We start from the raw sequence: 25,344 nt of genomic DNA, 5'->3' as shown, positions 1-25,344 counted from the left end.
CAACGCCTCGAACAGTAGGAGGCATCATGTTCACAACCTTCATCGCCGGTTTTGCGCTTAGTTTCAGCCTGATCCTTGCGATCGGGGCCCAAAACGCCTTTGTCCTACGACAAGGGTTGCGCCGCGAACATGTCTTTGTGCTGTGTCTGACCTGTGGGCTGTCTGACGCGATCCTGATTGCCGCCGGGGTTGCGGGATTTGGAACATTGGCGCAGGCCTTGCCGTGGTTTGAAACTGTGATGCGGTATGGTGGTGCCACTTTCCTGATCTGGTATGCTGTTCGCAGCTTCTTATCAGCTTGGAAGGGTGGTGCGGCTCTCAAGGCCGGGAATGGCCAGGCAACCAGCCTGCGAACGGCCATGCTGACCGTTATGGCGTTCACTTGGTTGAACCCGCATGTTTATTTGGACACGGTTGTCCTGATCGGCTCAATCTCGGCGCAGTATGATGATCGGTTGAGCTTTGCAATTGGTGCGATGCTGGCGAGTTTCGTATTCTTCTTTACCCTTGGCTACGGGGCCAGGATCTTGTCGCCGTTCTTTGCGCGACCAAGGGCCTGGCAGGTGCTGGACGTGATCATTGGCATCGTCATGCTGGGTATTGCTTTGAAACTTGTTATCATGTGAAGGGTTGCCCGTGCCGACGTTTCGGTGTTCAACCTAGCGCATGAGTTCCCAAGCTGTTTCCTCGCGCCCGATCGCAGGCATGTTCTGGATGTTTGCCGCCGGGTTGAGCTTTGTTGTCATGACGGCTTTGGTCAAGTCTTTGGGCTCGACGATGGACCCGATACAGGCAGCGTTTCTGCGTTATGTTCTGGGTCTTGTATTCCTGCTACCTGCGTTGCGACTAATTCTAACGACCCATCTCAGCAAACGTGATCTTGCATTGTTTGGGCTGCGTGGCGTGATCCATGGCGGAGCGGTCATGCTTTGGTTCTACGCGATGACGCAGATCCCGTTGGCCGAGGTGACGGCGATGAACTACATGACCCCGGTTTATGTCACGTTAGGTGCGGCGCTGTTTCTGGGTGAGAAGCTGGCCTTTCGCCGGATCGCGGCCATTCTGGTGGCGCTGGTCGGAGTTTTGATCATCTTGCGACCGGGATTCCGAGAAGTGTCGCCCGGCCATGTTGCCATGCTTGGCACCGCGCTGACCCTCGGTGGGTCTTATCTGCTCGCCAAGTTGCTGGTGCGCAATATCCCACCTTCAGTTGTTGTGGCACATCTGTCGATCTGGGTCACACTTGCGTTGATCCCGTTCGCCATCGCGGTCTGGAGCCCACCCAGCCTGCGCGATATTGGTGTCCTTTTTCTGGTGGCCAGCTTCGCCACGGCCGGGCACTATTTCATGACGCTGGCGCTGCAGGCCGCGCCGGTAGCGGTTACGCAGCCGGTCACATTCCTGCAACTGATATGGGCCACCGTGCTAGGTGCGCTGGTTTTCAACGAGCCCATTGATATTTGGGTGGTTGCTGGCGGCACATTGATCTTGGCGGCGGTAAGCTTCATTTCTTGGCGTGAGGCTGTGCTGAACCGACGGGAACTGACACCACCCACCATCGCAACAAAGCTGTGATTTCGCATCATGGAATGTTTGTTGATTGACGAGTCAATGTCTGCGCCCTAGCGTTTGCAGGCTGCGCCAGAGAGGGGTGGGGGTCTTTCCCGTGCGATGAGATCATCGGCTATCGTGCGAGGTCCTGAAACCCAGTTCTTTGGCCGTCACTTTCTGATTGGGGCCCGACAATGACCAAGCCGAATATTCTGATCCTGATGGTGGATCAGCTGAATGGAACGCTCTTTCCCGATGGCCCAGCTGATTGGCTGCATGCGCCCAATCTGAAGAAGCTGGCAGCGCGCTCGACCCGCTTCGCCAATGCCTATACCGCCTCGCCCCTATGCGCGCCGGGCCGGGCAAGTTTCATGTCTGGGCAATTGCCCTCGCGCACTGGGGTTTACGACAACGCCGCCGAGTTTCGCAGCGATATCCCGACCTATGCGCATCATCTGCGCCGCGCGGGCTATTATACTTGCCTGTCCGGCAAAATGCACTTTGTCGGGCCGGATCAGTTGCACGGATTCGAAGACCGGCTGACAACCGATATTTACCCCGCCGATTTCGGCTGGACCCCTGACTATCGCAAACCCGGTGAGCGGATTGACTGGTGGTATCACAACATGGGTTCGGTCACCGGCGCCGGGGTGGCCGAGATTTCCAACCAGATGGAATATGATGATGAGGTAGCCTATCACGCGAAAGCCAAGATCTACGATCTGGCCCGGGGGCAGGATGATCGCCCGTGGTGCCTGACCGTCAGCTTTACACATCCTCACGACCCTTACGTTGCACGCCGCAAGTACTGGGACCTGTATGAGGATTGCGAGCATCTGCTGCCTGATGTCGCGGACCTTGGCTATGTCAATCAGGACCCGCATTCCAAGCGGATTTTCGATGCCAATGACTGGCGCAGCTTTGATATCTCCGAAGACGACATTCGCAAATCCCGCCGGGCCTATTTCGCGAATATCTCGTATCTGGACGACAAGATTGGTGAAATCCTCGAAGTACTTGAAACCACCCGACAGGAGGCGATCATCCTCTTTGTGTCGGATCACGGTGACATGTTGGGCGAGCGGGGATTGTGGTTCAAAATGACCTTCTTTGAAGGCTCGGCCCGCGTTCCGCTAATGATCTCGGCCCCTGATCTGCCACCGGGGCGGATCGACACGCCGGTTTCAACCATCGATGTAACGCCCACATTGGGCGCGTTGTCCGGCGTCGATATGGCTGAGATTGCCCCGTGGACGGATGGTGAGGACCTATGCCCATTGGCAAAAGGGGCTGAACGGACGGTGCCCGTGGCAATGGAATATGCGGCTGAAGCGTCCTATGCGCCGCTTGTGTCCCTGCGATATGGAAAATGGAAATACAACCGCTGTGCCCTTGATCCGGATCAGCTGTTTGACCTTGAAAAGGACCCGCATGAACTGACCAATCTGGCCGACAATCCAGACCATGCAGGCACGCTGGAAAGCCTGCGCGCGAAGTCGCAAGCGCGATGGGATCTGGATCAGTTCGACGCGGATGTGCGGGCCAGTCAGGCGCGCCGCTGGGTGGTTTATGAGGCGTTGCGGCAGGGCGGTTACTACCCTTGGGATTATCAGCCACTGCAAAAAGCGTCGGAACGCTATATGCGCAATCACATGGATCTGAATGATGTCGAAGAAAAACAACGTTTCCCACGCGGCGAATAGTCGTACGCTTGGGTTTGGTGGGATGGATCCCTTCGGTTTGATCCGCGTCAAAGTATCGGCTGTTGTGGGTTGCTAGATAGATCCCACACAATCATGTTTTAGGAGCGAACAGCATGTCTCACACCCCGCACGAACTGGCCGAAGAGTTTCCGGACAAGGTCGAACTGATGAGCCAGCTCAAGCAATCGGACGCACATTTTGCGCGTCTGGCCGATGAGTATCACGAGATCAACAGGCAGGTGCACCGGGCCGAGACAAATATCGAACCCGTGGAAGAACTGGCCGAAGGTGAGATGCGCAAGAAACGCGCGGCGCTGAAAGACGAAATTTGGGCAATGTTGACCAAAGCCTGAGGGCTTGGGCGGGGGCTCTGCCCCCGTCGCGGCGGGCTGCGGCTCCCCTAAGGTATATTCAGCCAGGTGAAGATCAGGTCACCTTGTAGGGCAGGGTGCCGCGCGTATGGGTGTCGATGCTCAGGCGGCGCTCCAAAGGTGGGACTGAACGCTGATGGCAGGTTTGTCGTTCGCAAATCCGGCAAGAAATGCCGATAGGCTCGTAGGCACTGGCGTTGTTGATGTCGAGATTGTCCGCATAGACAAGGGCCTGAGCGTGGCGTACCTCGCATCCCAGGGCGATGGCATAGCGGCGGACGGGCGCGCCGTAGGAACCGCCTGATTTCGAGATATCGCGCGCCAGCGAGATGTATTTGACCCCGTCGGGCGTCTCGGCAAGCTGCAGCAGAAAGTGCCCGGGCGTTTCGAAGGCGCGGTGTACGTTCCATAGCGGGCAGGCGCCACCGAAGCGGGCGAATTGCAACCGCGTTGCGGAATGGCGTTTGGTGATGGTTCCGGCCTGATCAACGCGGACAAAGAAGAACGGAATGCCCTTGGCCCCAGGCCGTTGCAGCGTTGAGAGGCGGTGCGCGATCTGTTCGATTGATGCGCCGAAACGGGTGCTGAGCAGTTCCAGATCATGGCGGGTTTCCTGTGCAGCAGCCAAAAAACTGGCATAGGGCATCAGCGACGCACCGGCAAAGTAGTTGGCCAATCCGATCTTGGCGATGGATCGTGCCTCGTCGCTTTGGAACTTGGCAAAGTCCAGCGTGGCTTCGAGCAGTTTATCCTGACTGATCAGAGCGACCTGCAGCAGCAACTGGAAGACCTGTGTTTGTGGCGCGGCGCGGGATGACAGGCGCAAGGTCTTGCTTTCAGAATCATAGGCGCGCAAGGTTTCGATGTCTGAGAACACGACCTGAATTCCGCGTTCGGCCAGGCTGTTCAGTGCGGCCTCTCGGATCCCCCCCGGTGTCTCGGCCCGATTGGCGAACAGTTCAGCGGCGCGGTCGACTGCATCGATGTAGTTGTCGCAATAGTGAAAGAAGTCTCGCACCTCTTCCCATGGGCTGGCTTGCGTGCGTGAATCTTCGCGCCCCAATGCCTCGTCCAACGAGGCGAGGCGTTCATGGGTTTGCCGATAGGTGCGATGAAGTTCGATAAAGGCCCGCGCCAGAGCGGGCGCGTTCGAAGCAGTCAATCGAAGATCGGCCAAAGGTGGAATGGCATCGGCAAAAACCGGATCGGCGAGCGCTTCGCGCATATCAGAGACCAGACGTTCGCTGTCACCTGTGCTGAGCTCGGTGACATCCATTCCGAACTCCTGCGCCAATGCCAGCACGACTGTGGTCGAGATCGGACGGTTGTTGTTCTCCATCTGATTGAGGTACGGGAGTGACACGCCAAGCTTTGCGGCAAATTCTTTTTGCGTGAGGGACAAACGGGTGCGCATCTCGCGCAGTTTGGCGCCTGCGTAGAGTTTTTGGGTGGGCATGGCGTGCCTTTGCAAGTTTACCTGTCTGGGAGGCTAACTTTGCAAACTCTCGAAGGCAAGCGGGCTTACAGTCCCAATTGTCGTTCGCGCCGGATCACCGAATAGATGGAGCAGATGGCCAGAACCGCCGTCGTCAGCATCAACCACAACAACGGCATGGCGCCCGTCTCGACTGTCAACAAAGCTCCGGCAAGCGCGCTGAGCCCTGCGCCGCCACCCAGCATGATAGCACCGCTTAGGCCCGCTGCGGTTGCTGCCAGATGCGGGCGAACAGAGAGGGCGCCGGACGTCGCGTTGGGTATGGTCATCCCGTTGCCGAGGCCTACAAACGTCATGAAACTAAAAAAGCTAAGCGCGCTGCCGGCGCCGATCAGGAACAGAACGGCTGAAATTGCCACACCAGCGGCGTTTAGAATGCTGCCCCAAAGAACCATTCGGTTGACGCCAAAGCGCACAGAGTAGCGCCCGCTTAGGAAATTCCCGAGAAAGTACCCAACCGCAGGCGCACCAAAATAGAACCCAACTTCGGCCGCGCTAAGTCCGAACAGTTCGGTTCCAATGAATGGTGCGCCACCTAGATAGGCAAAGAACGCGCCGGACGAGAACGCAGACGAAAGTGAATAGCCCCAAAAGCGTGGGGATTTCAGAAGCTCGGGATATTCCCTGAATTGTTGGATCAGGGTTTTGCCGCTTTTGGCAGAGGTTTCGCCAAAGTCCCAGTAGGTTAAGGCCAGGATCAGTGCGCCCAACGCGAATGGTAGCCAGAAATTGGCTTTCCAGCCAAAGCTTTCTTCAAGGATACCACCGATCGCGGGGCCAATCATCGGAACCACTGCCATGCCCATGGTGACATAGCCAATCATGGATGCCGCTTGATCCTGATCATACATGTCCCGCACCGCCGCGCGGCTGAGAACCATCCCGACAACGATCACCGCCTGGCACATTCGAAAGAACAGAAAAACCTCGGCAGTGGGGGCGTAGATGCATCCGAGCGTCGCCAGCAAAAACAACGAAAGTCCCCACAGCAGCACCGGCCTGCGCCCGGCTTTGTCCGCGATGGGGCCGATCAGGATTTGCAGCACCGCATTGACCAGCAGATACAGCGCAATCGACAATTGCATGACCTTGTAATCAGCCGCAAAATACAGCGCCATGTTTGGTAGGCTGGGCAAGAACAAATTCATGCTCAGCGCCGCTAGGCCTGACAGTAATACAAGTGTGCCGATTGTGGGTGGCGTGCGGCGAACCGCAGTCGATCTGAACTGCATTGTTCACATGTATAGTGGCGGTTTTTGGGAATGCCAGATCAGTATCGGACGAACCGGATATATTAGCAATTTTACAATTTATCAGGATGTGGTTTTCAAATATTTGCAAATTTGCTGGAAAGAACTTTAGCCAAGGCTGCTCAGCGGGTAGTGTTCGCCAAATTTAACAGGGGATATGCGCCATGAAAGACATCCTTTCCGAGCTTGAAAACCGTCGTGACGCGGCGCGTTTGGGCGGTGGGCAAAAGCGAATTGATGCCCAACACGGTCGCGGCAAGTTGACTGCGCGCGAGCGGATCGAACTGTTGCTGGACGAAGGCAGTTTCGAAGAGTTTGACATGTTTGTCAGCCACCGCTGCACCGATTTCGGCATGGAAAAACAACAGCCTGCAGGGGATGGTGTGGTAACCGGATGGGGCACGATCAATGGACGGATGGTCTATGTGTTCAGCCAGGATTTCACGGTCTTTGGCGGCTCGCTTTCGGAAACGCATGCTCAAAAGATCTGCAAGGTCATGGATATGGCGGTTCAGAACGGAGCGCCCATCATTGGCATCAACGACTCGGGTGGTGCGCGTATTCAGGAAGGTGTGGCGTCACTTGCGGGCTATGCCGAGGTGTTTCAGCGCAACATCACGGCCTCGGGCGTGGTGCCGCAGATCAGTGTGATCATGGGTCCCTGTGCGGGTGGCGCGGTGTACAGCCCGGCGATGACGGACTTTATCTTCATGGTCAAGGACTCGTCCTATATGTTCGTGACCGGTCCCGACGTGGTCAAGACCGTCACAAACGAAGTAGTCACGGCCGAAGAACTTGGCGGTGCGTCGACCCACACCAAAAAATCATCCGTTGCGGATGGCGCGTTCGAAAACGATGTCGAAGCACTGGCCGAGGTGCGCCGCCTTGTCGACTTCCTGCCGCTGAATAACCGCGAGAAACCTCCGGTCCGTCCGTTCTTTGATGATCCGGATCGCGTGGAGAAATCCCTGGATACGCTGGTGCCGGACAATCCGAACACGCCGTATGACATGAAGGAACTGATCACGAAGATCGCAGACGAAGGCGATTTCTACGAGATCCAGGAAGACTTTGCCAAGAACATCATCACCGGTTTCATCCGGCTTGAAGGGCAGACAGTTGGCGTTGTGGCGAACCAGCCGATGGTTCTGGCAGGGTGTTTGGACATCGATAGTTCGCGCAAAGCGGCGCGGTTCGTTCGCTTCTGTGACTGTTTCGAGATCCCGATCCTGACGCTGGTTGACGTGCCGGGCTTCCTGCCGGGAACGCAGCAGGAATATAGCGGTGTGATCAAGCATGGTGCCAAGTTGCTGTATGCCTATGGCGAAGCGACCGTGCCCAAGGTCACTGTTATCACGCGCAAGGCCTATGGCGGTGCTTATGTTGTTATGGCATCCAAGCATCTGCGCGGCGATTTCAACTATGCCTGGCCCACGGCCGAGATCGCGGTGATGGGTGCGAAAGGCGCGACCGAGATCATCCACCGTGCCGATCTGAAAGATGCCGAGAAAACTGCGCAACACGTGGCCGATTATGAAGATCGTTTTGCGAATCCATTTGTGGCGGCTGAACGTGGCTTTGTGGATGAGGTGATCATGCCCCATTCGACCCGCCGCCGTGTTTCACGTGCTTTTGCCAGCTTGCGGGGCAAGCAGCTGAAGAACCCCTGGAAAAAACACGACAATATCCCGTTGTAAGGTACTCAGGGCGGAGAACCCGCCCTGCGCCTTGGACCACGCTGAACATAAGGATGGTTTAGAATCTGCCGCCAAATAAGGCAGGTTTGACAAAATCTGCTAAATAGTTGAATGATCCTCCCCAGCAATCATAGAACTGCGCAGGCCACAAGCACTGCGCGCGCGACCCCGGAAGGAGGAGCTTGCCGTTGGCGGGTCCGGGGCCGCGCCAAAGTTTTGCTGGCCAGCCTGTTTGCGACCCCGGCTTTCCCACAATCGGACATTCCGCTGCCTGTTCCATCTGGCCAGCCCGTGCATCTGAACAATGTTCTATTAGACAATAATCCGGGTGAGCTTTGGGTTCGGTTTCGGTTCATTGCTCCAAAGATCGGGGCAACCGTGGGTCGGATCGGCTATGACGTCGCCACAAAGGATATGGCGCATTTGTGCCAGACTTTGGCGATTGCCTATGTCGCTCAGCACGAATTGGAACCGGCACTTGTGATTATATCGCTGGCGGACCGGCCTATCGAATTCGGCGACAGCGCGCCGGATGCCACACAGTTCTTTGAAGCCTACCGGTTGGAGCCGTCAGGGTGTATCTGGGAGGGGCTTTGACCATGATCATCGAACTTCATGCGCTCAAAGTGTCTCAGATCAATGATGCGGCTTTGGAGGTGCGCACTATGACCTCATCCCGAAACGGATGTGAAATTCCCGGTATCAAACACGACATCATGCCAGAGGTGTCGACATGCTGAAACATCGCGGATTTCCCGGACGTCTGGCTGGCACCGATTTTCAATTCACCATTCGCCGCGCCAACCCTAAGGGCGTAACCCCGATCACCCGTCGCGAACGGTTTCGGGATCGCAAACCCGCCGACCGCAGGGCCGATGCGGGGTTTATGGAAGCGCTATGGCAGGCTTTTGGCGATCAGCCGTTTGAGCGCGGTAACCTTGATGCTGGCCGGCTGAGTTGGCTGTTCGGGCGCGAAGTCATCCCAGCTGAAGATCCGTTCGATCCGGAAAGCTATGATGCGTTGCTGGTAATTGATCTGGACGCCGCGCGCGCGTCGTTTCCCGATTTGTTCGGCGCGGGTTGATCATGTTGAACTTCATGCCGCCTTTAGCAAGAGAGACCCCGCCCAGTGTCGGGCAGGGTCCGATAGACGCATCAGAAGTTCAACTGGGCGGCAAGCTGAATCCGATTGCCGTCGAAGTTCTGACCGGAATTCACGTCGTTCCGCTCGCCATAGATGTATTCGGCGCTCAGCGTCAGATTGTCGGTCGCCTTGTAGAAGGCGTTGACATGGATGGTCTCCAACTCGGTGAACGCCAGCGTTCCGGTCGACGTGGCCAGATCATAATCCTCGCGTCCGTAGGCGATGCCGACGTTCCACTTGTCACTCAGGTCCTGGCGGAATTCGACCGTGTAGCCATCGACATCGTTGGCTTCACCCTCGACAATCGCATCGCCCAGGCCAATCAGGTATGGGCCAAGGGCCTGACCGTGGACATAGTTGACCTGAAACAGGCCACCCGCCCAGGGCCGGATCGAGCCAGACAGAGTAACGCCCCACTGATCGACCTCGGTCGCACCGTCGCTTGTTTGGGCGTTGCCATAGAGCGCCGAAGCACGCGCAATATATGTACCGTTGTTATACTCGGCCGCAGCGGTAAGAACCGGGTCGTCCGAGTTCGACCCACTGACATTTTCTTCGATCGAGGTGCTGAACACGGTATTCGAACCCAGATTGGCCGTGTAGCGGACCTGCGGGACCCGGGCGAATGCGATACCGACCGGACCATTGAATTCAACCGAGGTCGGATAAGTGTCCAACGGCTGGAAATTGGTCCAGTACTGACCGATCAGCCATCTGTCACCAATGGTGATATTGGCATGACGCAACCGCAGCTCTGCCGTGTCGTTCGAGGCGAACAGATCCAGCTCCAACTGTCCGCCGATCTCACCGATGCCGCTTGGGGTGCTTGTGCGCAATCCGATCCGCGATTGGCGGATCGTCGCGCCAAAGGTTCCATCAGTTGCTGCCGATGGCTCGCCGATGACGTTCACAAAAGCGGTATCCCCCTGATCAAATTCGAAATCGTAGAAGAAATCGGCTTTGACGTAGCCGTAGACGTCGAGGGTGGTATTCCCGATTCTGAAATCACCATTCGCAGGGCCCGCGCGGCCGGCCTCAAGCGCTTCGACTCTGGCGCGCAGCGCATCCAGTTCGGCCTGTGTCTGGGCGTCCTCAGCCACAGCATTCGTACCGGTCAAACAGAGTGCAGAGGCCGCAAGCAGGGTCGCCTTTTTACCTATCGTAGTCATGTGGGTGTTTCCTTGTGTGCGAGTAAGCACTTGCACCGTTCCACGCGCTTTGTGGCTTCGGAAATCACGAGATCGGGACAGAAAAGCCTAGATTTCTCAAGGGAATGTGCGTTTTCGGACGCGTCGGGTCACGATCGAGTGAGACGTTCTGCCAAGCGTATGAATGTGAACATGTTTCCATCCAGACCGATTTCTTCAATATGTGATGCTGCGCCTGCGAAACGGCTGGCACGGAAGCTGAAATGTAACAAAACTGTGACGCCGGGCCTCGGGCGCAGGCCTGAATCGCCGCAAAAGGCGATCGGCGCAATTTTGCGCGGAAACTTGCCGCATGGGCAGATTCCAGCCGGAATCTTCTCGGGAAACAATACTTTGTTTGCCGCTTGGATTGTGGCGTGCAACCTGAGCGGGCCGTGCGGCTCTACTTTGCCTGCGCCGCACATGCACCTACTATTCCGTACCCCTTCCTTCCGCGGGCAGGCTTGTGTTCCCCACAATGTCCTGTCCGCGTTTTTCTTTGAGCATCCTGCAGCTATCAAGCGGCATAAATCTGCGCAAAATGTGGATTTGCTGTGTTTGATATTGAATAACAGAGCGCAAACCCCGCATCTGACCTCAAAGATATCAAATCGAGCAAGAGGGCAGACTAAATGCAAATCTCACGTATTATTCTGGTTGCAGCAACTTGCGCGGGCCTGTCGGCCTGCGGTGACACGACCGGCGAACAGGCTTTGCTGGGTGGCGGCGCCGGCGCGGTCGGGGCTGCGGTCCTCAGCGCGGACCCGCTGTTTGGGGCAGCCGTTGGTGCCGCGGGTAACGTCCTTTACTGCAAAACCCAGAACAACTGTAACTAACGCAAATTCCTTGGGGCGTGTGTCGCCCCATCCGTCATCGCGTATCACGCCGTTGCGGGGATCTCTCCCTGCGGCGGCGTTTTGCGTTTCCAGAACACCAAACCAAAGGACATCGCATGTTCAATAAGATCCTGATCGCCAACCGAGGCGAAATTGCCTGCCGGGTCATCAAGACCGCCCGCAAGATGGGTATCGGCACCGTTGCCATTTATTCGGACGCGGACAGGAATGCGCTGCATGTCTCGATGGCGGATGAGGCGGTGCATATCGGTCCGCCGCCAGCGAACCAGTCCTACATCGTGATCGACAAGGTCATGGACGCCATCCGTCAAAGCGGCGCACAAGCGGTTCATCCCGGCTATGGCTTCCTGTCTGAAAACGCGAAGTTTGCCGAGGCGCTTGAAGCCGAGGGCGTCGCCTTTGTCGGCCCGCCGAAAGGCGCGATTGAGGCGATGGGGGACAAGATCACCTCGAAAAAGATCGCGCAGGAGGCGGGCGTTTCGACTGTGCCCGGCTACATGGGCCTGATCGAAGACGCGGAAGAGGCGGTCAAGATTTCGAACGAGATCGGCTATCCGGTAATGATCAAAGCCAGCGCCGGGGGCGGCGGCAAGGGTATGCGGATCGCGTGGAATGACGAGGAGGCGCGCGAAGGCTTCCAATCATCCAAGAATGAGGCTGCGAACTCGTTTGGTGATGACCGGATTTTCATCGAGAAATTCGTGACCCAGCCGCGCCACATCGAAATTCAGGTTCTGTGCGATAGCCACGGCAACGGCATTTATCTGGGCGAGCGTGAATGTTCGATCCAGCGCCGGAACCAGAAAGTGGTGGAGGAAGCGCCGTCGCCCTTCCTGGATGAAGCGACCCGTAAGGCAATGGGCGAACAGGCCGTCGCCTTGGCCAAGGCCGTAGGGTATTCCAGTGCGGGTACGGTAGAGTTTATCGTTGACGGTCAGAAGAACTTCTACTTCCTCGAAATGAACACCCGCCTGCAAGTGGAACACCCGGTGACCGAGTTGATCACCGGCGTCGATCTGGTTGAACAGATGATCCGCGTGGCCAATGGTGAGCCCCTGTCGATTACGCAGGACGACGTGACGCTGACCGGATGGGCCATTGAAAACCGTCTGTATGCGGAAGACCCATATCGCAACTTCCTGCCCTCAATCGGGCGTCTGACCCGCTATCGCCCGCCGCAGGAAATTGCCGCCGGCCCGATGCTGGTCAACGGTAAATGGCAGGGCGATGCGCCGGAAGGTGAGGCCGCTGTGCGCAACGACACCGGCGTCTATGAAGGCGGCGAGATCAGTATGTATTACGATCCGATGATCGCCAAGCTGTGTACCTGGGCCCCGACCCGCGAGGCGGCGATTGAGGCGATGCGCGTTGCGCTGGACAGTTTCGAGGTTGAGGGCATTGGGCACAATCTGCCATTCCTGTCGGCAGTGATGGATCACCCCAAATTCGTCAGCGGTGAAATGACGACCGCCTTCATCGCCGAAGAATATCCGGATGGATTCGAAGGTGTCAGCTTGCCCGAAGGTGATCTGCGCCGGATTGCAGCCTCTTGCGCTGCGATGCACCGCGTCGCTGAGATCAGGCGCACGCGCGTGTCGGGCCGGATGGACAATCACGAACGCAAGGTTGGTAAGCGCTGGGTTGTGGCTGTGGAGGGGCATGAGCTTCCGGTTCAGGTCAATGCCGACAAAGAAGGCGCGACGGTGAAATTCGAGGATGGATCAAGTCTCCGCGTTTCCTCGGATTGGACACCGGGTGATCAACTGGCCGTACTGGATGTTGATGGCAGTCCGCTTGTTCTGAAGGTGGGCAAGGTTTCAGGTGGGTTCAGGGTGCGCAACCGTGGCGCGGACCTGAGAGTTCTGGTGCGTCGTCCGCGTCAGGCCGAGCTGGCCAAGCTGATGCCCGAGAAACTGCCTCCCGACACCTCTAAAATGCTGCTCTGCCCGATGCCGGGGCTGGTCGTGAAAGTCGATGTGGAAGTCGGGCAGGAGGTTCAAGAAGGTCAGGCATTGTGCACGATTGAGGCGATGAAGATGGAAAACATCCTGCGCGCCGAGAAGAAAGGCACCGTTTCCAAGATCAACGCGGGTGCCGGTGACAGTTTGGCTGTGGATGATGTGATCATGGAATTCGAGTGATGTTCAGCGAGCATCGCGAAATAGACTTTTGCGTGCTCGCTTTTCTGACCTCTGCAATGCTTGGCGGTGTGGTTTTGGCCTATCTGAGACATGAAATCGGAGATTTGACCCTGATCCTGATCGGGTCTGCTCTGGTGCTCGGGTTTTATAGCTGGGCCATTCCGCCGCTTCTGCGCCGCAGTTTCCTTCGGATTCTTGTGGTTTTGCCCCCGTTTCTCCTGCTGGGTGTGATTGGGGGAATAGTCGTCTGGGAATACGTACCGGACGCCGCAAGGGACAAGGTTTACCCGGCTTTGGTGACGGGTTCGGTTATCGTTCTGGGGTGGTTCGTCACATTTCTATTCTCATCCTATGCCGAAGCGCAGAAATTCCATCTTCAGCGTAGGGATACGCTGATTGCTTTGCGAAATGAGATTTTTGCGTTGGTGGATAAACTTGACAACCAGCCCATCGCGGCACATGCGGAAAAGGTCCAGAAACGCATTCTGAGTGGTGACGGCACGGATGCGAACGGTAATCCGATCGAGTATTTTCCGTTTTCAACCATGGAAAGCGAACCCATCGTGTTCGAGGCGATTTCGTCGTCTATCCCAGCGCTTGGCGAAGATACTGTTGCAAGTGTTGTCCGCTTTTACGCCGAATACACCGATTTGCGTCGCATGGTAGAGGATTCCCGGAATGAACAGACGCAGAAACTGTCTCGTGAACGCCGGGTAGCGTTTCATCAACAACTGACGAACCGCAGAACAAGCACGCTACGCTGGGGGCTGAGCGCGTTGGTTGCAATAAATATTGAGATGGGGCACGAAAATCCCGAGGGAATCAATCGCTCTGGCGAGAATGAGGATGTAAACCCTTGACCCTATTGTGTAAAATAGGGGCTAGCAGCCGATCAGATATCGCCGCTGATCGGCTTTTCCGGAGATTTTTCTGGTTGGTCACTGCTATAAAGCATGATCTTTTCCTCACCTTCTATGCCATCAACATAATATCTATTGGTGAATATTTCAATTACGGTTTCGCCGCATCACGTCGCTCGCGGATTTCGCGTTCACGTAGCGGGGTTTTGTCGATGGATCGGCCAATCTCGCGAACGCTCCACGGGCTGGGTTTACGCAGTTTCACCACGCCGTCCTTATCAACGAATACCATCTGGAACCCGCGCGGGCGTAGCTTTGACCGGATCGGAGATCGCGCCGACGGATCAGTATCTGTCAGCACAATTACATCCCGATCCCGCATCGCGTCCTCACCATCCAGCAACATGTCGATCTGTTGCTGGAACCGGGGGTCGGCGGGTGTGTCCGCGAAGACGATGACGGGCCGGTTGACCCACAGAAATTCGCTGAGATCGCTGTCGCCGACCGGGCGAACGAACTCCTCATCGGCGGGTGCCGATCCGTCGGCCGCCAAAGCCGCCAGCGGGAATAGCGCCGAAAAAACAAAGGCAAGCGTTCGTGTCATGGGGCCTCCTGCTGGAATGAATATAGCCCCTGTCCGCGTGAATGCGACCGGTGATTTGTACAAGGGGTTCAAATTCTTTTGTTTTACAGCTCGCAAATCGACCCCTTCAGAGGCAACAGCGCGCAGGCCAAGGCCGGGCGCGTCCCGAATCGAGAAAAGGATATTGCCATGACCGATAAGAAAGACTGGCAGGCGCTGGCCGAAAAAGAACTGCGTGGTCGCCCGCTGGATGACCTGACCAAAGAGACGCTGGAAGGCATCGACGTCAAACCGCTCTATACGCAAGAAGACACCGCCAACCTGCCGCATATGGGCTCGCTACCCGGTTTTGGCCCGTTCACGCGCGGCGTGAAGGCGACCATGTATGCGGGGCGGCCGTGGACGATCCGCCAGTATGCCGGGTTTTCCACGGCTGAGGAATCGAACGCTTTCTATCGCCGCAATCTGGCCGCCGGTCAGCAGGGGGTTTCTGTGGCTTTCGATCTGGCGACGCACCGGGGTTATGACAGTGACCATCCGCGTGTCGTGGGCGATGTGGGCAAGGCTGGTGTCGCCATCGACTCGGTCGAGGATATGAAGATCCTGTTTGACGGCATTCCGCTCGACAAGGTCTCGGTCTCGATGACGATGAACGGGGCGGTGATCCCGATCCTGGCCAGCTTTATTGTTGCTGGCGAAGAGCAGGGGCATGACAAATCCGTCTTGTCCGGCACCATTCAGAATGACATTCTGAAGGAATTCATGGTGCGGAACACCTATATCTACCCGCCTGAGCCGTCGATGAAGATCATCTCGGACATCATCGAATATACCTCAAACGAGATGCCCAAGTTCAACTCTATCTCGATCTCGGGCTATCACATGCAAGAGGCGGGGGCGAACCTGGTACAGGAACTGGCCTATACGCTGGCGGATGGGCGTGAATATGTCCGGGCCGCGACCGAGGCCGGAATGGATGTGGATAAGTTCGCGGGGCGTTTGTCCTTCTTCTTTGCCATCGGCATGAACTTCTTCATGGAGATCGCCAAGTTGCGTGCGGCCCGTACATTGTGGCACCGGGTGATGACCGATTTCGGCGCGAAGTCTGAGCGCTCCAAGATGCTGCGGACCCATTGCCAGACTTCGGGCGTGTCGCTGCAGGAACAGGACCCCTATAACAACGTGATCCGCACCGCCTATGAGGCGATGAGCGCGGTTCTGGGCGGCACCCAGTCCCTGCATACCAATGCCTTGGATGAGGCGATTGCCCTGCCCACCGATTTCTCGGCCCGCATTGCCCGGAACACCCAGCTGGTGCTGCAGGAGGAAACTGGTGTGACCGATGTGGTCGATCCGCTGGCCGGCTCCTACTATGTTGAAAGCCTGACCAACGAGCTGGTCGAAAAGGCCTGGGCTCTGATGGAAGAGGTCGAAGAGATGGGCGGCATGACCAAGGCCGTCGCCAGCGGCATGCCCAAGCTGCGGATCGAGGAAAGCGCAGCGCGCCGTCAGGCCATGATCGACCGGGGTGAAGAAGTCATCGTCGGTGTCAACAAATACCGCAAGGAACAGGAAGACCCGATCGACATTCTGGACGTCGACAACGTGGCGGTGCGCGAAGCACAGGTCGCCCGTCTGGAACGCATCCGCGCCACTCGAGACGAGGCCGCCTGCCAAGCGGCGCTGGGCGCCCTGACCAACACCGCCAAAGAAGGCGGCAACCTGCTGGCCGCCGCCGTCGAGGCCGCCCGCGCCCGCGCATCCGTAGGAGAGATCAGCATGGCAATGGAAAAGGAATTCGGCCGTCACCGCGCCGAGGTTAAGACATTGGCCGGGGTCTATGGCGCAGCCTATGAAGGCGACGAAGGCTTTGCTGCGATCCAGAAATCCATCGAGGAATTCGCCGAGGCCGAAGGCCGTCGCCCTCGGTTGCTGGTGGTCAAGATGGGGCAGGATGGTCACGACCGGGGGGCCAAGGTCATCGCGACGGCTTTTGCCGATATAGGGTTTGACGTGGATGTCGGTCCATTGTTCCAGACACCGGCCGAAGCCGCGCAAGATGCGGTGGACAATGATGTTCATGTGGTTGGTATCTCGTCCCAGGCGGCAGGGCATAAAACGCTTGCACCGCAACTGGTTGAAGAACTGAAGAAAGCCGGGGCCGAGGACATCATCGTGATTTGCGGCGGGGTGATTCCGCAACAGGACTATCAGTTCCTCTATGATCACGGCGTCAAGGCGATCTTTGGGCCCGGAACAAATATACCTGAGGCTGCGCAGGATATCCTGCGACTGATCAAAGAAGCGCGCAGCTAGTTTCAAGCACAGGATTTTCGACGAAAAATCTTGTGCACGGTAACGCTTGGGTGAAACATGCGACCAGATCTATGGATCTGGTCGTTTTCTTAGGGAGGTGCGGATGTTACTCGATCACTTGGCGGTTGCGGGCGAAACGCTGGAGGCGGCATCGGCCCATATCGAACAGGCGTTGGGTATCTCGCTTCAACCCGGTGGAAAGCACGAAAAATTTGGCACTTATAATCGTCTTCTGGGCCTAAGGGATGGTCTGTATCTGGAAGCGATTGCTATTGATCCTGACGCAGCTGTACCTCAGCGGACCCGTTGGTTTGATTTGGATCGGTTTTCAGGAGAACCGCGTCTGACCAATTGGATCTGTAGCGTTCCAGATATCGAAGCCGCACTTGCAACGTTTCCTGATGGCACTGGCACCCCAATTGATCTGACCCGGGGGGCTTTGACTTGGCGGATGGCGGTGCCGCCCAACGGACGCTTGCCCTTCGACAATCTGTTTCCCGCGTTGATCCAATGGCAGGGCGATTTGCACCCTGCGCAGATGTTGCAAGACAGCGGGTGCAGTTTGCGGCGGCTGATCGTGTATCACCCGGAGGCATTGGAACTGGCCCAGCATTTGGGAGAACTTGATCTGGTTGTGTTCGACACCGGTCCGGCCTCGATGCGGGCAGAGTTCGAAACGCCAAATGGGGTGCGCGTGTTGGAATGACGATTCGGCAAGCCCGCCCGGATGATGCTATTCAGATCGCAGCGATCACGAACGCCATTATCCGCGATACGTTGGTGACGTTCACCACGGAAGAACGCAGCACCGAAGCGATTGCCAAAGATATTCGCGCGCGTGGCTCGACTTATCTGGTTGCGGAAGATCAGGGTCAGGTGCTGGGTTTTGCAACATACGTGATGTTTCGCAACGGACCGGGATACGCCAACACGCGGGAACACTCGATCCAGTTGGCGGAAGGGGCGCGTGGCAAGGGGGTCGGTCGGGCCTTAATGACCGAACTGGAGGCTGTGGCACGCGCAGACGGGGTTCATGTTCTTGTGGCTGGCATATCTTCTGCCAACCCTTCAGCCATTGCGTTTCATGAGGCGATCGGGTTCCAAAGGGTCGGCCTTATGCCGGAAGTCGGGTTCAAATGGGGCCAATGGCTCGATCTTGTGCTGATGCAGAAAATTCTTCGTGCAGAGTGACCTGTTCCACCTGACAGTCTCGAATTGGGACGCTAGGGTACGCCCATGTCGATCTGGACCCGCATATCCGATGCGCTAAGCGCCCTTGCCCAAGGCGAAAGCCTGACGGCAGTTTTTGAGAAGCTGCGTTCGCCACCCGAACGTTCGGTGGCCTTCACCATTGCCGTAATCGCGTTGGGGGCCAAAATGGCCAAGGCTGACGGACAGGTGACGCGCGATGAAGTCACGGCCTTTCGGGATGTGTTCCAGATCGCGCGTGCGGATGAAGAAGGCGCGGCGCGGGTCTTCAACATGGCGCGGACGGATGTTGCAGGCTATCAGGACTATGCGCGCAAGATCGCGCGCATGTTTTCCGAAGACAGCACCACGCTTTGTGACCTGATGGAGGGTTTGTTCCACATCGCCATGGCCGATGGGTTCTATCACCCCAACGAGAATGAATTCCTTGAGGACGTCAGTCGCATCTTCGGACAGACAGATGCGCAATTCCTGGCCTTGCGCGCGCGCTTCGTGCCGGATGCGCCCAATGATCCTTATGTGGTTCTGGGCGTTTCGCGCAACATGCCGGTGTCTGAGATTCGCAAAGTGTGGCGTCAACTGGTGCGCGATACCCATCCCGACGCAATGATGGCACGCGGTGTCCCGGAAGAGGCAATCCGCCTTGCCGAAAAGAAGATGATCGACATCAACCAAGCCTGGGATGACATCAACGGCGCGCGGGCCTGAGTGGATGCGTTTGGCGACCTACAACATCGAATGGTTCGCCAACTTGTTTGATAAAAACGATGCGCTGATCATGGATGACAGCTGGTCGGGCCGTCATGAGGTGACAAAGGCCCAGCAGGTTGAGGCGATTGCCAAGGTTCTGACCGCGCTGGATGCGGACGCCATCCTGATCGTCGAAGCGCCCAATACCGGTAAGCGCCAGAACACAGTGCGGGCATTGCAAGGCTTTGCCGAGGCATTTGATCTGCGAACGCAGCGCGCGGTTATGGGTTTTGCCAACGACACGCATCAGGAACTCGCCCTGCTCTATGATCCCGAAGTGTTAACGGCCCAACATGCGCCGCGCGACGATGCGAATGCGCCGCGGTTCGATCGTTCCTTTCAGATCGATTTGGATGTGGATGCGACTGAAGATGTGGTGCGCTTCTCGAAACCCCCGCTGGAGTTGCTGGTTCAGTCAAACTCCGGTTTTGAGTTCCGCATGATCGGCGCTCATCTCAAATCCAAAGCCCCGCATGGTGCAGAATCCCGCGATGAGGCGATCCGGATTTCAATCGCCAACCGGCGCAAGCAACTTGCGCAGGCAATCTGGCTGTCACGGCGGGTGGCCGACCATGTCGAGGCACAAGAACCTGTTGTGCTTCTGGGCGATCTCAATGATGGTCCGGGTTTGGATGAGTTCGAGCATCTGTTCGGGCATTCATCGGTTGAAATCTTGCTGCAGGCCGGATTGTTTGACCCCCATGCCGTTACGGCGCATGGACCCCGACCGGGGTCTGTCCCTTCCACGGCCCGGTTCGCCCGCCCAAAAGAGGGCAAGTTTCTTGAGGCTTTGCTGGACTATGTCATGATCAGCGAAGACCTGCGTGATCGCCAACCCGCCTGGCGCATCTGGCACCCGTTTCGAGATGCGACCTGCTGGACATCTGTTGAACTACGCGAGGCGCTGCTGACAGCCTCGGATCACTTCCCGGTCACGCTGGATATCGAGTTGTGATCTTCCCTGAGACCCTTTGAGGGCCTATATTCCCAATATGAAACGCCTTCTGATCATCGCGGCCTTGTCTGCCAACCTCAGCACTCCTGCCTTTGCGCAGGAAGATGACAGCAAATCCCTGATGGAGCAGGGGGCCGAACTGTTCTTTGAAGGACTGCGTCGAGAGATGGAGCCCGCGCTGGATGAGCTTTTGGGTATGGCAGACGCGCTTGGCCCGGCAATGCAATCTTTCCTTCAGGAAATGGGCCCTGCATTGGCCGAACTTGCAGCCGAGATTAAGGATTGGAGTGCTTATGAAGCACCCGAAATCCTTCCAAATGGCGATATCATCATTCGCAAAAAACCTGTGCCTGATGATGAGGCCGCCCCCAAGCCTGAAGATCAGGCACCAGACAAAGGCACCGATATCTGATCGGCGGCCTAACCTTTGATGATCACGCGCACTTCGGATTTCAGGGCGTTTGACAGCGAGTTTAGGCGCGCCTCGGCCACCTCGTTGAACAAGGGCTCAGCCGCTTTGGGCAGGAACAGTTCAAGCTGGCGCTTCTTAGGATAGAATCTAAGTCTGCCGATGTTGGCTTCGTTGTGCATCCAAAGCATCGCACCGAACCGCATTGCCTTGCCCAGGATCTCGGCCTGTTTCTGCCCAGTCTCATCCAGCAACTCGTACAATGGTGCAAATCGATTGCCCTCACGTTTGTTGCGATAGCGGTGTTGCAGTGCCAGCCCGATAAAGACGCGTTCGGAGTGCTTCAGGCCACCCAGATTAGCGCGGGTGACGTAGTCGAAACAGGCCTCGGCCCGATAATCGGGATGCGCGCGCCAACTCACGTCATGCAGCAGGCAGGCGGCCTTGACTAACCTAACCCGCGCGGGCGGCGCTGATTTGAACAATGGCATCACAAAACTGTAAAGGTTCCGCCCAAAACCAGGCAGGCGGGCATCTTTGGATTCGGAAAACCGGCTGGCCTCGATCAAAGGGTCTCGATCCCGGATCTCTTGCGACATTTGCTCGTACAACAAACCTTCGCGGATGCCGTAGCTTGAGATCGCGATGTCCTTGGGTTTGAAGGTGCGAATCAATCGCCCCAGAACATCCATCGCATAGGGGATCAACGCCATTCGAGAGTTGGACACACCTGCTTGGCTGCGCAGTTTGTCGTGATCATTGGCTTCGATGAACTTGATCGTGTCACGCACCTGCGTGGTGGTCATGCGGTACTCATGCAGAACATTCAGAGGGTAGCCACGGCGCAACATATCGATCCGAGCGAATGCGCGCCAGCTGCCGCCGACAAGAAACAAACGGTCCCGCTGCTGACCAAGCTGAGCGCGCAACTCCTCCATCGTGTCCTTGATATGCGCTTTTCGCGCGCGCCGCCCACCTTTGATGTCACGCAGTTTCAGCGGCCCAAGGGCTGAGGTCACCCGTCGCCCAACCTGACCATCCCCGATTTCGGCCAGTTCCATTGACGATCCGCCGATATCGCAGATCAGGCCATAAGCACCGGGCCAGCCCAGTAGTACGCCCTGTGCGGACAGGCGCGCCTCTTCCTGACCGTCGATCACAGCGACATGCAGCCCGGTTTGGGCCTGAACCTCGGCACAGAAATCCGGCCCGTCTTTGGCTTCGCGCACGGCGGCGGTTGCAACCACATGCAGGCCCGGCAGGTCCAAGTCTTGCGCCAGTTGCTGGAACCGCCTCAACGCGGCCAGAGCCCTTTCGCGCCCGCGCGGGTTCAGCTTTCCGGTTTCAGACAACCCGGCGCCAAGCTCGCACATGACTTTTTCATTGTAGAAATAGGCCGGCGATCGTGCCGCGCCGTCAAAAATCACCATCCGGACCGAATTCGAGCCCACATCGACAACGCCCACCCGCGACAGCGCCCGCGCGCCAGGGTCATCGAACAGAGGTTTGCCGAATGGGCCCCAGTCCGGGATGTCGGTTTCGACGGTCTGATCCATGTGTCTTCCAGATATTCCGGGGTTAGAATGCGAAATCACCGATAGTGGGTCAATCACTTGCATTCATCTGATCCGTTTTTTCGTTTATAATCCGCACGGCCAAGGCCCGCGTGATCTCGCGTTTTTCAGCAAGGGCCATTTGATCCAATTGTTGGACAACGTCTGCGGCTGTCTCAAAGCGGCGATCCATATGTTTCACCAGATAGGCAATAACTTCGGGGCCGGGGTTAAGCTGACGGTCAAGGAACAGCTTGGCCAGAACAGCCCCCAGCAACGCGTCATCGGGTGGATCAAGGGCAACGTGATGTGCGCCCTCAACCCGGCTTTGCAGGTCGGCGAGTGGTAGCTGCCAAAGCTTGGGCGCAAGCCGTCCGGTCATCAGCAGGGCATGCCCTTCGGCCAGAACCAGATTGTGCAGATGAAACAGCACCTTTTGCTGTTCGATATCATCGGCGATAGCTGGAACATCCTCGACCGCGATGGGCGTGCGGGCCAGTTCCGGCACTGCGTCATAATCCAGCTCGTTTGCCTGAATGATGCGTCCGCCAGTTTCGGCTGCCCAGACATGCGCAAGATGGGTTTTGCCAGACCCAGCTGGGCCGCTCAGCACCAGTTTGTTTCCGGGCCATGAGGTCGCAGATATCATGGCCACGGCCAGTGCATTGGCCGGAGAGACAAAGAAATCATCACGCTCCAGCGCGGTTTTGGCCGGCAGATCAAAGCTCAGTTGTCGGGCCATTTAGTCGTCTTCCCGACCCTGTTGCCCTTCGAGGCCGGTATACAGCCTGCTGTCGAGGTAGAGCGATGTGCCAAACCGGGCCACTACACCCAGGGCGGCGGCGACCGGAACGGCAATCAACATCCCGACAAAGCCAAAGAGCGCGCCAAAGACAGACAGCGCCAACAGCAGCCAGACCGGGTGCAACCCAACCGAACTGCCAACTAGTTTCGGGGTCAAAAAGTTGCCTTCGGTTACCTGACCCAGGGCAAAGATGCCCGCGATCAGGCCGATATGCGCCCAGTCGCCCCAGAACTGGAACAGGGCCAGCCCGATGGCCAGTGTGCCACCGATCAGTGCGCCTAGATAAGGAATAAAGGTCACCAGCCCGGCGATGAAGCCCACGACCAGACCAAATTGCAGACCCGCAATCATTAAGGCGACCGCGTAATAGGTACCTAGGATCAGGCAGACCGTACCCATACCGCGTACGAACGAGGCCAGTACAGCGTCAATCTCACCCGCCAGGCGCTTGATCGTCGGGGCATGGTCGCGGGGCAGCAGCTCTCCGATCCGGGCGATCATACGGTCCCAGTCCAGCAGCAGGTAAACGGCAACCACCGGGACAATGACCAACAGGACCACGATGTTGATCGCCGATCCAAGAGAGGACAGTAACGTTTCCAGCACATCACCCGTCTTGGACTTCAGGGTCTCCCCGAATGAGACCAGCATCTGATGAGTACTGGATTCCTGGTCGAGCAGGGACGGGAACTGTTTCTCAACAAAGCCGCGCAGCTCTTTGAAGAGGCTTGGCAGAATATCGATCAAATCAAGCAGCTGCGCAATAAGAGCAGGAACAACCATCAAGATCGCCAGGATGAACCCAAGCACACCTACGACTGTGATAATGCCTGTGGCTGCCACCCGCGAAAGGCCCAGCTTCTCTAGCCGGTCGGCGATTGGATCAAGGAAATAGGCAATCGCGCCGCCTATCACAAAAGGCAGAAGAACATCGCCCAATGCCCAAAGAACCAATACGAAAACCGCTGCGGCGACGCCCCAGTATCTGAGTTGATCCTTAACCGGCAAAGCCATGATTGTCCTCGTGTTCTGGCCAACGAGGACGTTCTTGGCCTAAGGGGCTGATCGATGCAAGGACTTCATGGGTCAGAGCTAGCTGAGGAGCTGGTCAGAAGACCCGAACTCCTTGTCTATCAAGCTCTTTATGAACCGGTGACAAGTCCAGCGCATCCAGCTCTCGATTGCTTTTGAGCGCATGTGCGGCGGCTATTCCGGCCCCTTGGCCCATAACGGCGCAGCATGCCATATTGCGGGTGGCTGCGTGAGCGACCCTGTCGGCCCCATGAGATCGACCGGCGACCAGCAGGCCCTTGAACCCTTTGGGCAGCATTGAGCGATAGGGGATTTGCATGTACCGCCCCGTCGTGGGCAGGATCAGAATACCGTAGCCGTCGATGAATTCGGGGTAGATACCGATGGAATCTTCGAATCTGCCTTGGTGGCGCGCATCATCTTCGGTCATGTTGTAGACCGCGTCGATCTTGCGGGTGTCCCGAATGCCAATGGTCATCCCAAAGTTTCGCAACCTTGCATTTTCACAACCCGGCATGAAGCGGCGTAGCGCTTCGATGGCCAGCATCGACTGACGGCGGCCCTCGATCTCGCCCCGCGTCAGGCTGTCTGGGTCGGTGCCGTCGACCTCGGCCAGATGGATCAGGTTCATATAGGTTAGCTCACCCGTGTCATGCATTGCGCCCCAGGTGCCCGCAATGGTATTCAGGTGCGGCGGGATCAGCCCCTGATCGATGGCCTGCTGAAAGGGTTTGTGCACGAAGGGCGAGAACATGTCGTCCTCTTTCCCGCTGGTCTCGATATTCCATTCGCCACCGCCGCCCCAATCCTTGTAGGTCTGCGGATCGGCCTTCACGCCTTCCATAAAGGCGCGTTTATCGACGCCCGCCAGATGGAACATGACCGAGGCGGCCATCATATCCTCGCGCGGGGTCTTGTGCGTCGGCGCACCCGCGCGATGAGCAACATCCGCGTCGCCCGTGGCATCAATCACCACGTTGGCCAGGATCGCTTCGCGTCCGGCTTTCGATTCAGTGATAATCCCGGTGATCCGGTCGCCATCCATGATCGGAGCGACGAATTGACGGTGCAGCATCGGATGCACGCCCGCTTCTTCGACCAACTTGTCGGCCACCAGCTTGAACCCTTCGCTGTCCAGCTCATAGCTGAGGGACTGGCTTTCAGGCACTGCCGCGCCCATCTCTTTGGCGCGGGTTTCGAATTCCATACCGATACCGCCGGCTTCGACCGTTTGTTCGTGTCGATACCAGGCAAACCCTTCGACTCCCACGGCGGTGATGTTGCCACCCATACAGCCGAACCGGTCAACCAGCGACACCTCGGCCCCTGCGCGTGCTGCCGCCAGCGCCGCAGCCAGCCCGGCAGGGCCGGAGCCCACGACCAACACATCGGTTTGGTGAACCACTGGAATCTGACGGGCGGGTTCCTGAATCGTCTGCATCGGCGCCTCTTGGTGTTTACGATTCCGTTACATTT

Annotated in this window: 25 protein-coding genes; 17 read left to right on the top strand and 8 right to left on the bottom strand. The window is 57.3% G+C overall.

Going from position 1 to position 25,344, the window contains the following annotated elements; translation table 11 throughout:
- Window positions 1–26: 26 nt before the first annotated feature.
- The 4 genes from ACR0KG_RS15445 to ACR0KG_RS15430 all read left to right on the top strand — a co-directional run bounded on the left by ACR0KG_RS15445 (window position 27) and on the right by ACR0KG_RS15430 (window position 3,607).
- Complete coding sequence (locus ACR0KG_RS15445) at window positions 27–626, top strand: LysE/ArgO family amino acid transporter (protein ID WP_480827766.1); 600 nt, start codon at window positions 27–29, stop codon at window positions 624–626.
- Window positions 627–666: 40 nt separating this feature from the next.
- Window positions 667–1,575, top strand: coding sequence for a DMT family transporter (locus ACR0KG_RS15440; RefSeq protein WP_480827765.1), 909 nt, complete (start codon window positions 667–669; stop codon window positions 1,573–1,575).
- Window positions 1,576–1,745: 170 nt separating this feature from the next.
- Window positions 1,746–3,254 carry a choline-sulfatase gene (gene betC, locus ACR0KG_RS15435; protein WP_480827764.1) on the top strand — a complete coding sequence of 503 codons (1,509 nt, stop codon included), beginning with the start codon at window positions 1,746–1,748 and terminating at the stop codon, window positions 3,252–3,254.
- A 113-nt stretch (window positions 3,255–3,367) separates the two neighbouring features.
- Window positions 3,368–3,607: an HP1242/YdcH family protein gene (locus tag ACR0KG_RS15430; protein ID WP_170531892.1), complete on the top strand. Its 240-nt coding sequence runs from the start codon at window positions 3,368–3,370 to the stop codon at window positions 3,605–3,607.
- Window positions 3,608–3,680: 73 nt separating this feature from the next.
- Here the strand turns inward: ACR0KG_RS15430 and ACR0KG_RS15425 are convergent, their stop codons facing one another.
- On the bottom strand, window positions 3,681–5,081 hold the full coding sequence (locus ACR0KG_RS15425) for a helix-turn-helix domain-containing protein (protein ID WP_480547456.1): 1,401 nt from the start codon (window positions 5,079–5,081) through the stop codon (window positions 3,681–3,683).
- A gap of 65 nt (window positions 5,082–5,146) precedes the next feature.
- Window positions 5,147–6,352 carry a multidrug effflux MFS transporter gene (locus ACR0KG_RS15420; protein ID WP_480827763.1) on the bottom strand — a complete coding sequence of 402 codons (1,206 nt, stop codon included), beginning with the start codon at window positions 6,350–6,352 and terminating at the stop codon, window positions 5,147–5,149.
- A gap of 182 nt (window positions 6,353–6,534) precedes the next feature.
- Between ACR0KG_RS15420 and ACR0KG_RS15415 the strand changes: the two genes are divergently transcribed.
- From ACR0KG_RS15415 to ACR0KG_RS15400, 4 genes are all read left to right on the top strand, one after another.
- On the top strand, window positions 6,535–8,067 hold the full coding sequence (locus tag ACR0KG_RS15415) for an acyl-CoA carboxylase subunit beta (RefSeq protein WP_170531898.1): 1,533 nt from the start codon (window positions 6,535–6,537) through the stop codon (window positions 8,065–8,067).
- A 111-nt stretch (window positions 8,068–8,178) separates the two neighbouring features.
- Window positions 8,179–8,664 (top strand): DUF6497 family protein, encoded by a 486-nt coding sequence (locus ACR0KG_RS15410; RefSeq protein ID WP_480827762.1) that lies wholly within the window; start codon window positions 8,179–8,181, stop codon window positions 8,662–8,664.
- A gap of 2 nt (window positions 8,665–8,666) precedes the next feature.
- Window positions 8,667–8,807: a hypothetical protein gene (locus ACR0KG_RS15405; RefSeq protein WP_480827761.1), complete on the top strand. Its 141-nt coding sequence runs from the start codon at window positions 8,667–8,669 to the stop codon at window positions 8,805–8,807.
- The gene (locus ACR0KG_RS15400; RefSeq protein ID WP_480827760.1) at window positions 8,801–9,151 is read left to right on the top strand and encodes a hypothetical protein; all 351 of its coding nucleotides are present in this window, start codon (window positions 8,801–8,803) and stop codon (window positions 9,149–9,151) included. The genes ACR0KG_RS15405 and ACR0KG_RS15400 overlap by 7 nt, the downstream gene beginning before the upstream one ends.
- Before the next feature lie 71 nt (window positions 9,152–9,222).
- On the opposite strand, the gene ACR0KG_RS15395 is transcribed toward ACR0KG_RS15400, so the two are convergent.
- Window positions 9,223–10,380, bottom strand: coding sequence for a DcaP family trimeric outer membrane transporter (locus tag ACR0KG_RS15395; protein ID WP_480827759.1), 1,158 nt, complete (start codon window positions 10,378–10,380; stop codon window positions 9,223–9,225).
- A 650-nt stretch (window positions 10,381–11,030) separates the two neighbouring features.
- On the opposite strand from ACR0KG_RS15395, the gene ACR0KG_RS15390 reads away from it, so the two are divergent.
- From ACR0KG_RS15390 to ACR0KG_RS15380, 3 genes are all read left to right on the top strand, one after another.
- The gene (locus tag ACR0KG_RS15390; RefSeq protein WP_170531909.1) at window positions 11,031–11,234 is read left to right on the top strand and encodes a hypothetical protein; all 204 of its coding nucleotides are present in this window, start codon (window positions 11,031–11,033) and stop codon (window positions 11,232–11,234) included.
- A 116-nt stretch (window positions 11,235–11,350) separates the two neighbouring features.
- A complete protein-coding gene (locus ACR0KG_RS15385) occupies window positions 11,351–13,396 on the top strand; it encodes an acetyl-CoA carboxylase biotin carboxylase subunit (RefSeq protein ID WP_480827758.1) in 2,046 nt (681 codons plus the stop codon).
- Window positions 13,396–14,256: a hypothetical protein gene (locus tag ACR0KG_RS15380; protein WP_480827757.1), complete on the top strand. Its 861-nt coding sequence runs from the start codon at window positions 13,396–13,398 to the stop codon at window positions 14,254–14,256. Before ACR0KG_RS15385 ends, ACR0KG_RS15380 begins: the two co-directional genes overlap by 1 nt.
- Window positions 14,257–14,407: 151 nt before the next feature.
- On the opposite strand, the gene ACR0KG_RS15375 is transcribed toward ACR0KG_RS15380, so the two are convergent.
- Complete coding sequence (locus ACR0KG_RS15375) at window positions 14,408–14,860, bottom strand: DUF4174 domain-containing protein (RefSeq protein ID WP_480547468.1); 453 nt, start codon at window positions 14,858–14,860, stop codon at window positions 14,408–14,410.
- A 168-nt stretch (window positions 14,861–15,028) separates the two neighbouring features.
- Between ACR0KG_RS15375 and scpA the strand changes: the two genes are divergently transcribed.
- The 6 genes from scpA (at window position 15,029) to ACR0KG_RS15345 (ending at window position 20,481) form a co-directional block, all read left to right on the top strand.
- Window positions 15,029–17,155 (top strand): methylmalonyl-CoA mutase, encoded by a 2,127-nt coding sequence (gene scpA, locus ACR0KG_RS15370; protein WP_480547470.1) that lies wholly within the window; start codon window positions 15,029–15,031, stop codon window positions 17,153–17,155.
- A gap of 103 nt (window positions 17,156–17,258) precedes the next feature.
- Window positions 17,259–17,861, top strand: coding sequence for a VOC family protein (locus tag ACR0KG_RS15365; protein ID WP_480540472.1), 603 nt, complete (start codon window positions 17,259–17,261; stop codon window positions 17,859–17,861).
- Complete coding sequence (locus tag ACR0KG_RS15360) at window positions 17,858–18,346, top strand: N-acetyltransferase family protein (protein WP_480827756.1); 489 nt, start codon at window positions 17,858–17,860, stop codon at window positions 18,344–18,346. Before ACR0KG_RS15365 ends, ACR0KG_RS15360 begins: the two co-directional genes overlap by 4 nt.
- Before the next feature lie 45 nt (window positions 18,347–18,391).
- A complete protein-coding gene (locus tag ACR0KG_RS15355) occupies window positions 18,392–19,072 on the top strand; it encodes a TerB family tellurite resistance protein (RefSeq protein WP_480827755.1) in 681 nt (226 codons plus the stop codon).
- Window positions 19,073–19,076: 4 nt separating this feature from the next.
- Window positions 19,077–20,069 carry an endonuclease/exonuclease/phosphatase family protein gene (locus ACR0KG_RS15350; RefSeq protein WP_480547476.1) on the top strand — a complete coding sequence of 331 codons (993 nt, stop codon included), beginning with the start codon at window positions 19,077–19,079 and terminating at the stop codon, window positions 20,067–20,069.
- Between the two features lie 37 nt (window positions 20,070–20,106).
- Window positions 20,107–20,481 (top strand): hypothetical protein, encoded by a 375-nt coding sequence (locus ACR0KG_RS15345; protein WP_480547478.1) that lies wholly within the window; start codon window positions 20,107–20,109, stop codon window positions 20,479–20,481.
- Between the two features lie 8 nt (window positions 20,482–20,489).
- Here ACR0KG_RS15345 and ACR0KG_RS15340 read toward each other — a convergent pair whose 3' ends face one another.
- The 4 genes from ACR0KG_RS15340 to ACR0KG_RS15325 all read right to left on the bottom strand — a co-directional run bounded on the left by ACR0KG_RS15340 (window position 20,490) and on the right by ACR0KG_RS15325 (window position 25,309).
- The gene (locus ACR0KG_RS15340) at window positions 20,490–22,034 is read right to left on the bottom strand and encodes a Ppx/GppA family phosphatase (RefSeq protein WP_480540482.1); all 1,545 of its coding nucleotides are present in this window, start codon (window positions 22,032–22,034) and stop codon (window positions 20,490–20,492) included.
- Between the two features lie 49 nt (window positions 22,035–22,083).
- A complete protein-coding gene (locus ACR0KG_RS15335; RefSeq protein WP_480547479.1) occupies window positions 22,084–22,773 on the bottom strand; it encodes an HdaA/DnaA family protein in 690 nt (229 codons plus the stop codon).
- Window positions 22,774–23,850: an AI-2E family transporter gene (locus ACR0KG_RS15330; RefSeq protein WP_480547481.1), complete on the bottom strand. Its 1,077-nt coding sequence runs from the start codon at window positions 23,848–23,850 to the stop codon at window positions 22,774–22,776. It lies immediately after the preceding gene.
- A 94-nt stretch (window positions 23,851–23,944) separates the two neighbouring features.
- Window positions 23,945–25,309 (bottom strand): FAD-dependent oxidoreductase, encoded by a 1,365-nt coding sequence (locus tag ACR0KG_RS15325; protein ID WP_480540488.1) that lies wholly within the window; start codon window positions 25,307–25,309, stop codon window positions 23,945–23,947.
- Window positions 25,310–25,344 lie beyond the last annotated feature (35 nt).

It is taken from the genome of Ruegeria sp. H4 (genome assembly GCF_056533065.1).
Note: the sequence above shows the minus strand (reverse complement) of the source record. Positions and strands in the feature narration are given on the sequence as shown.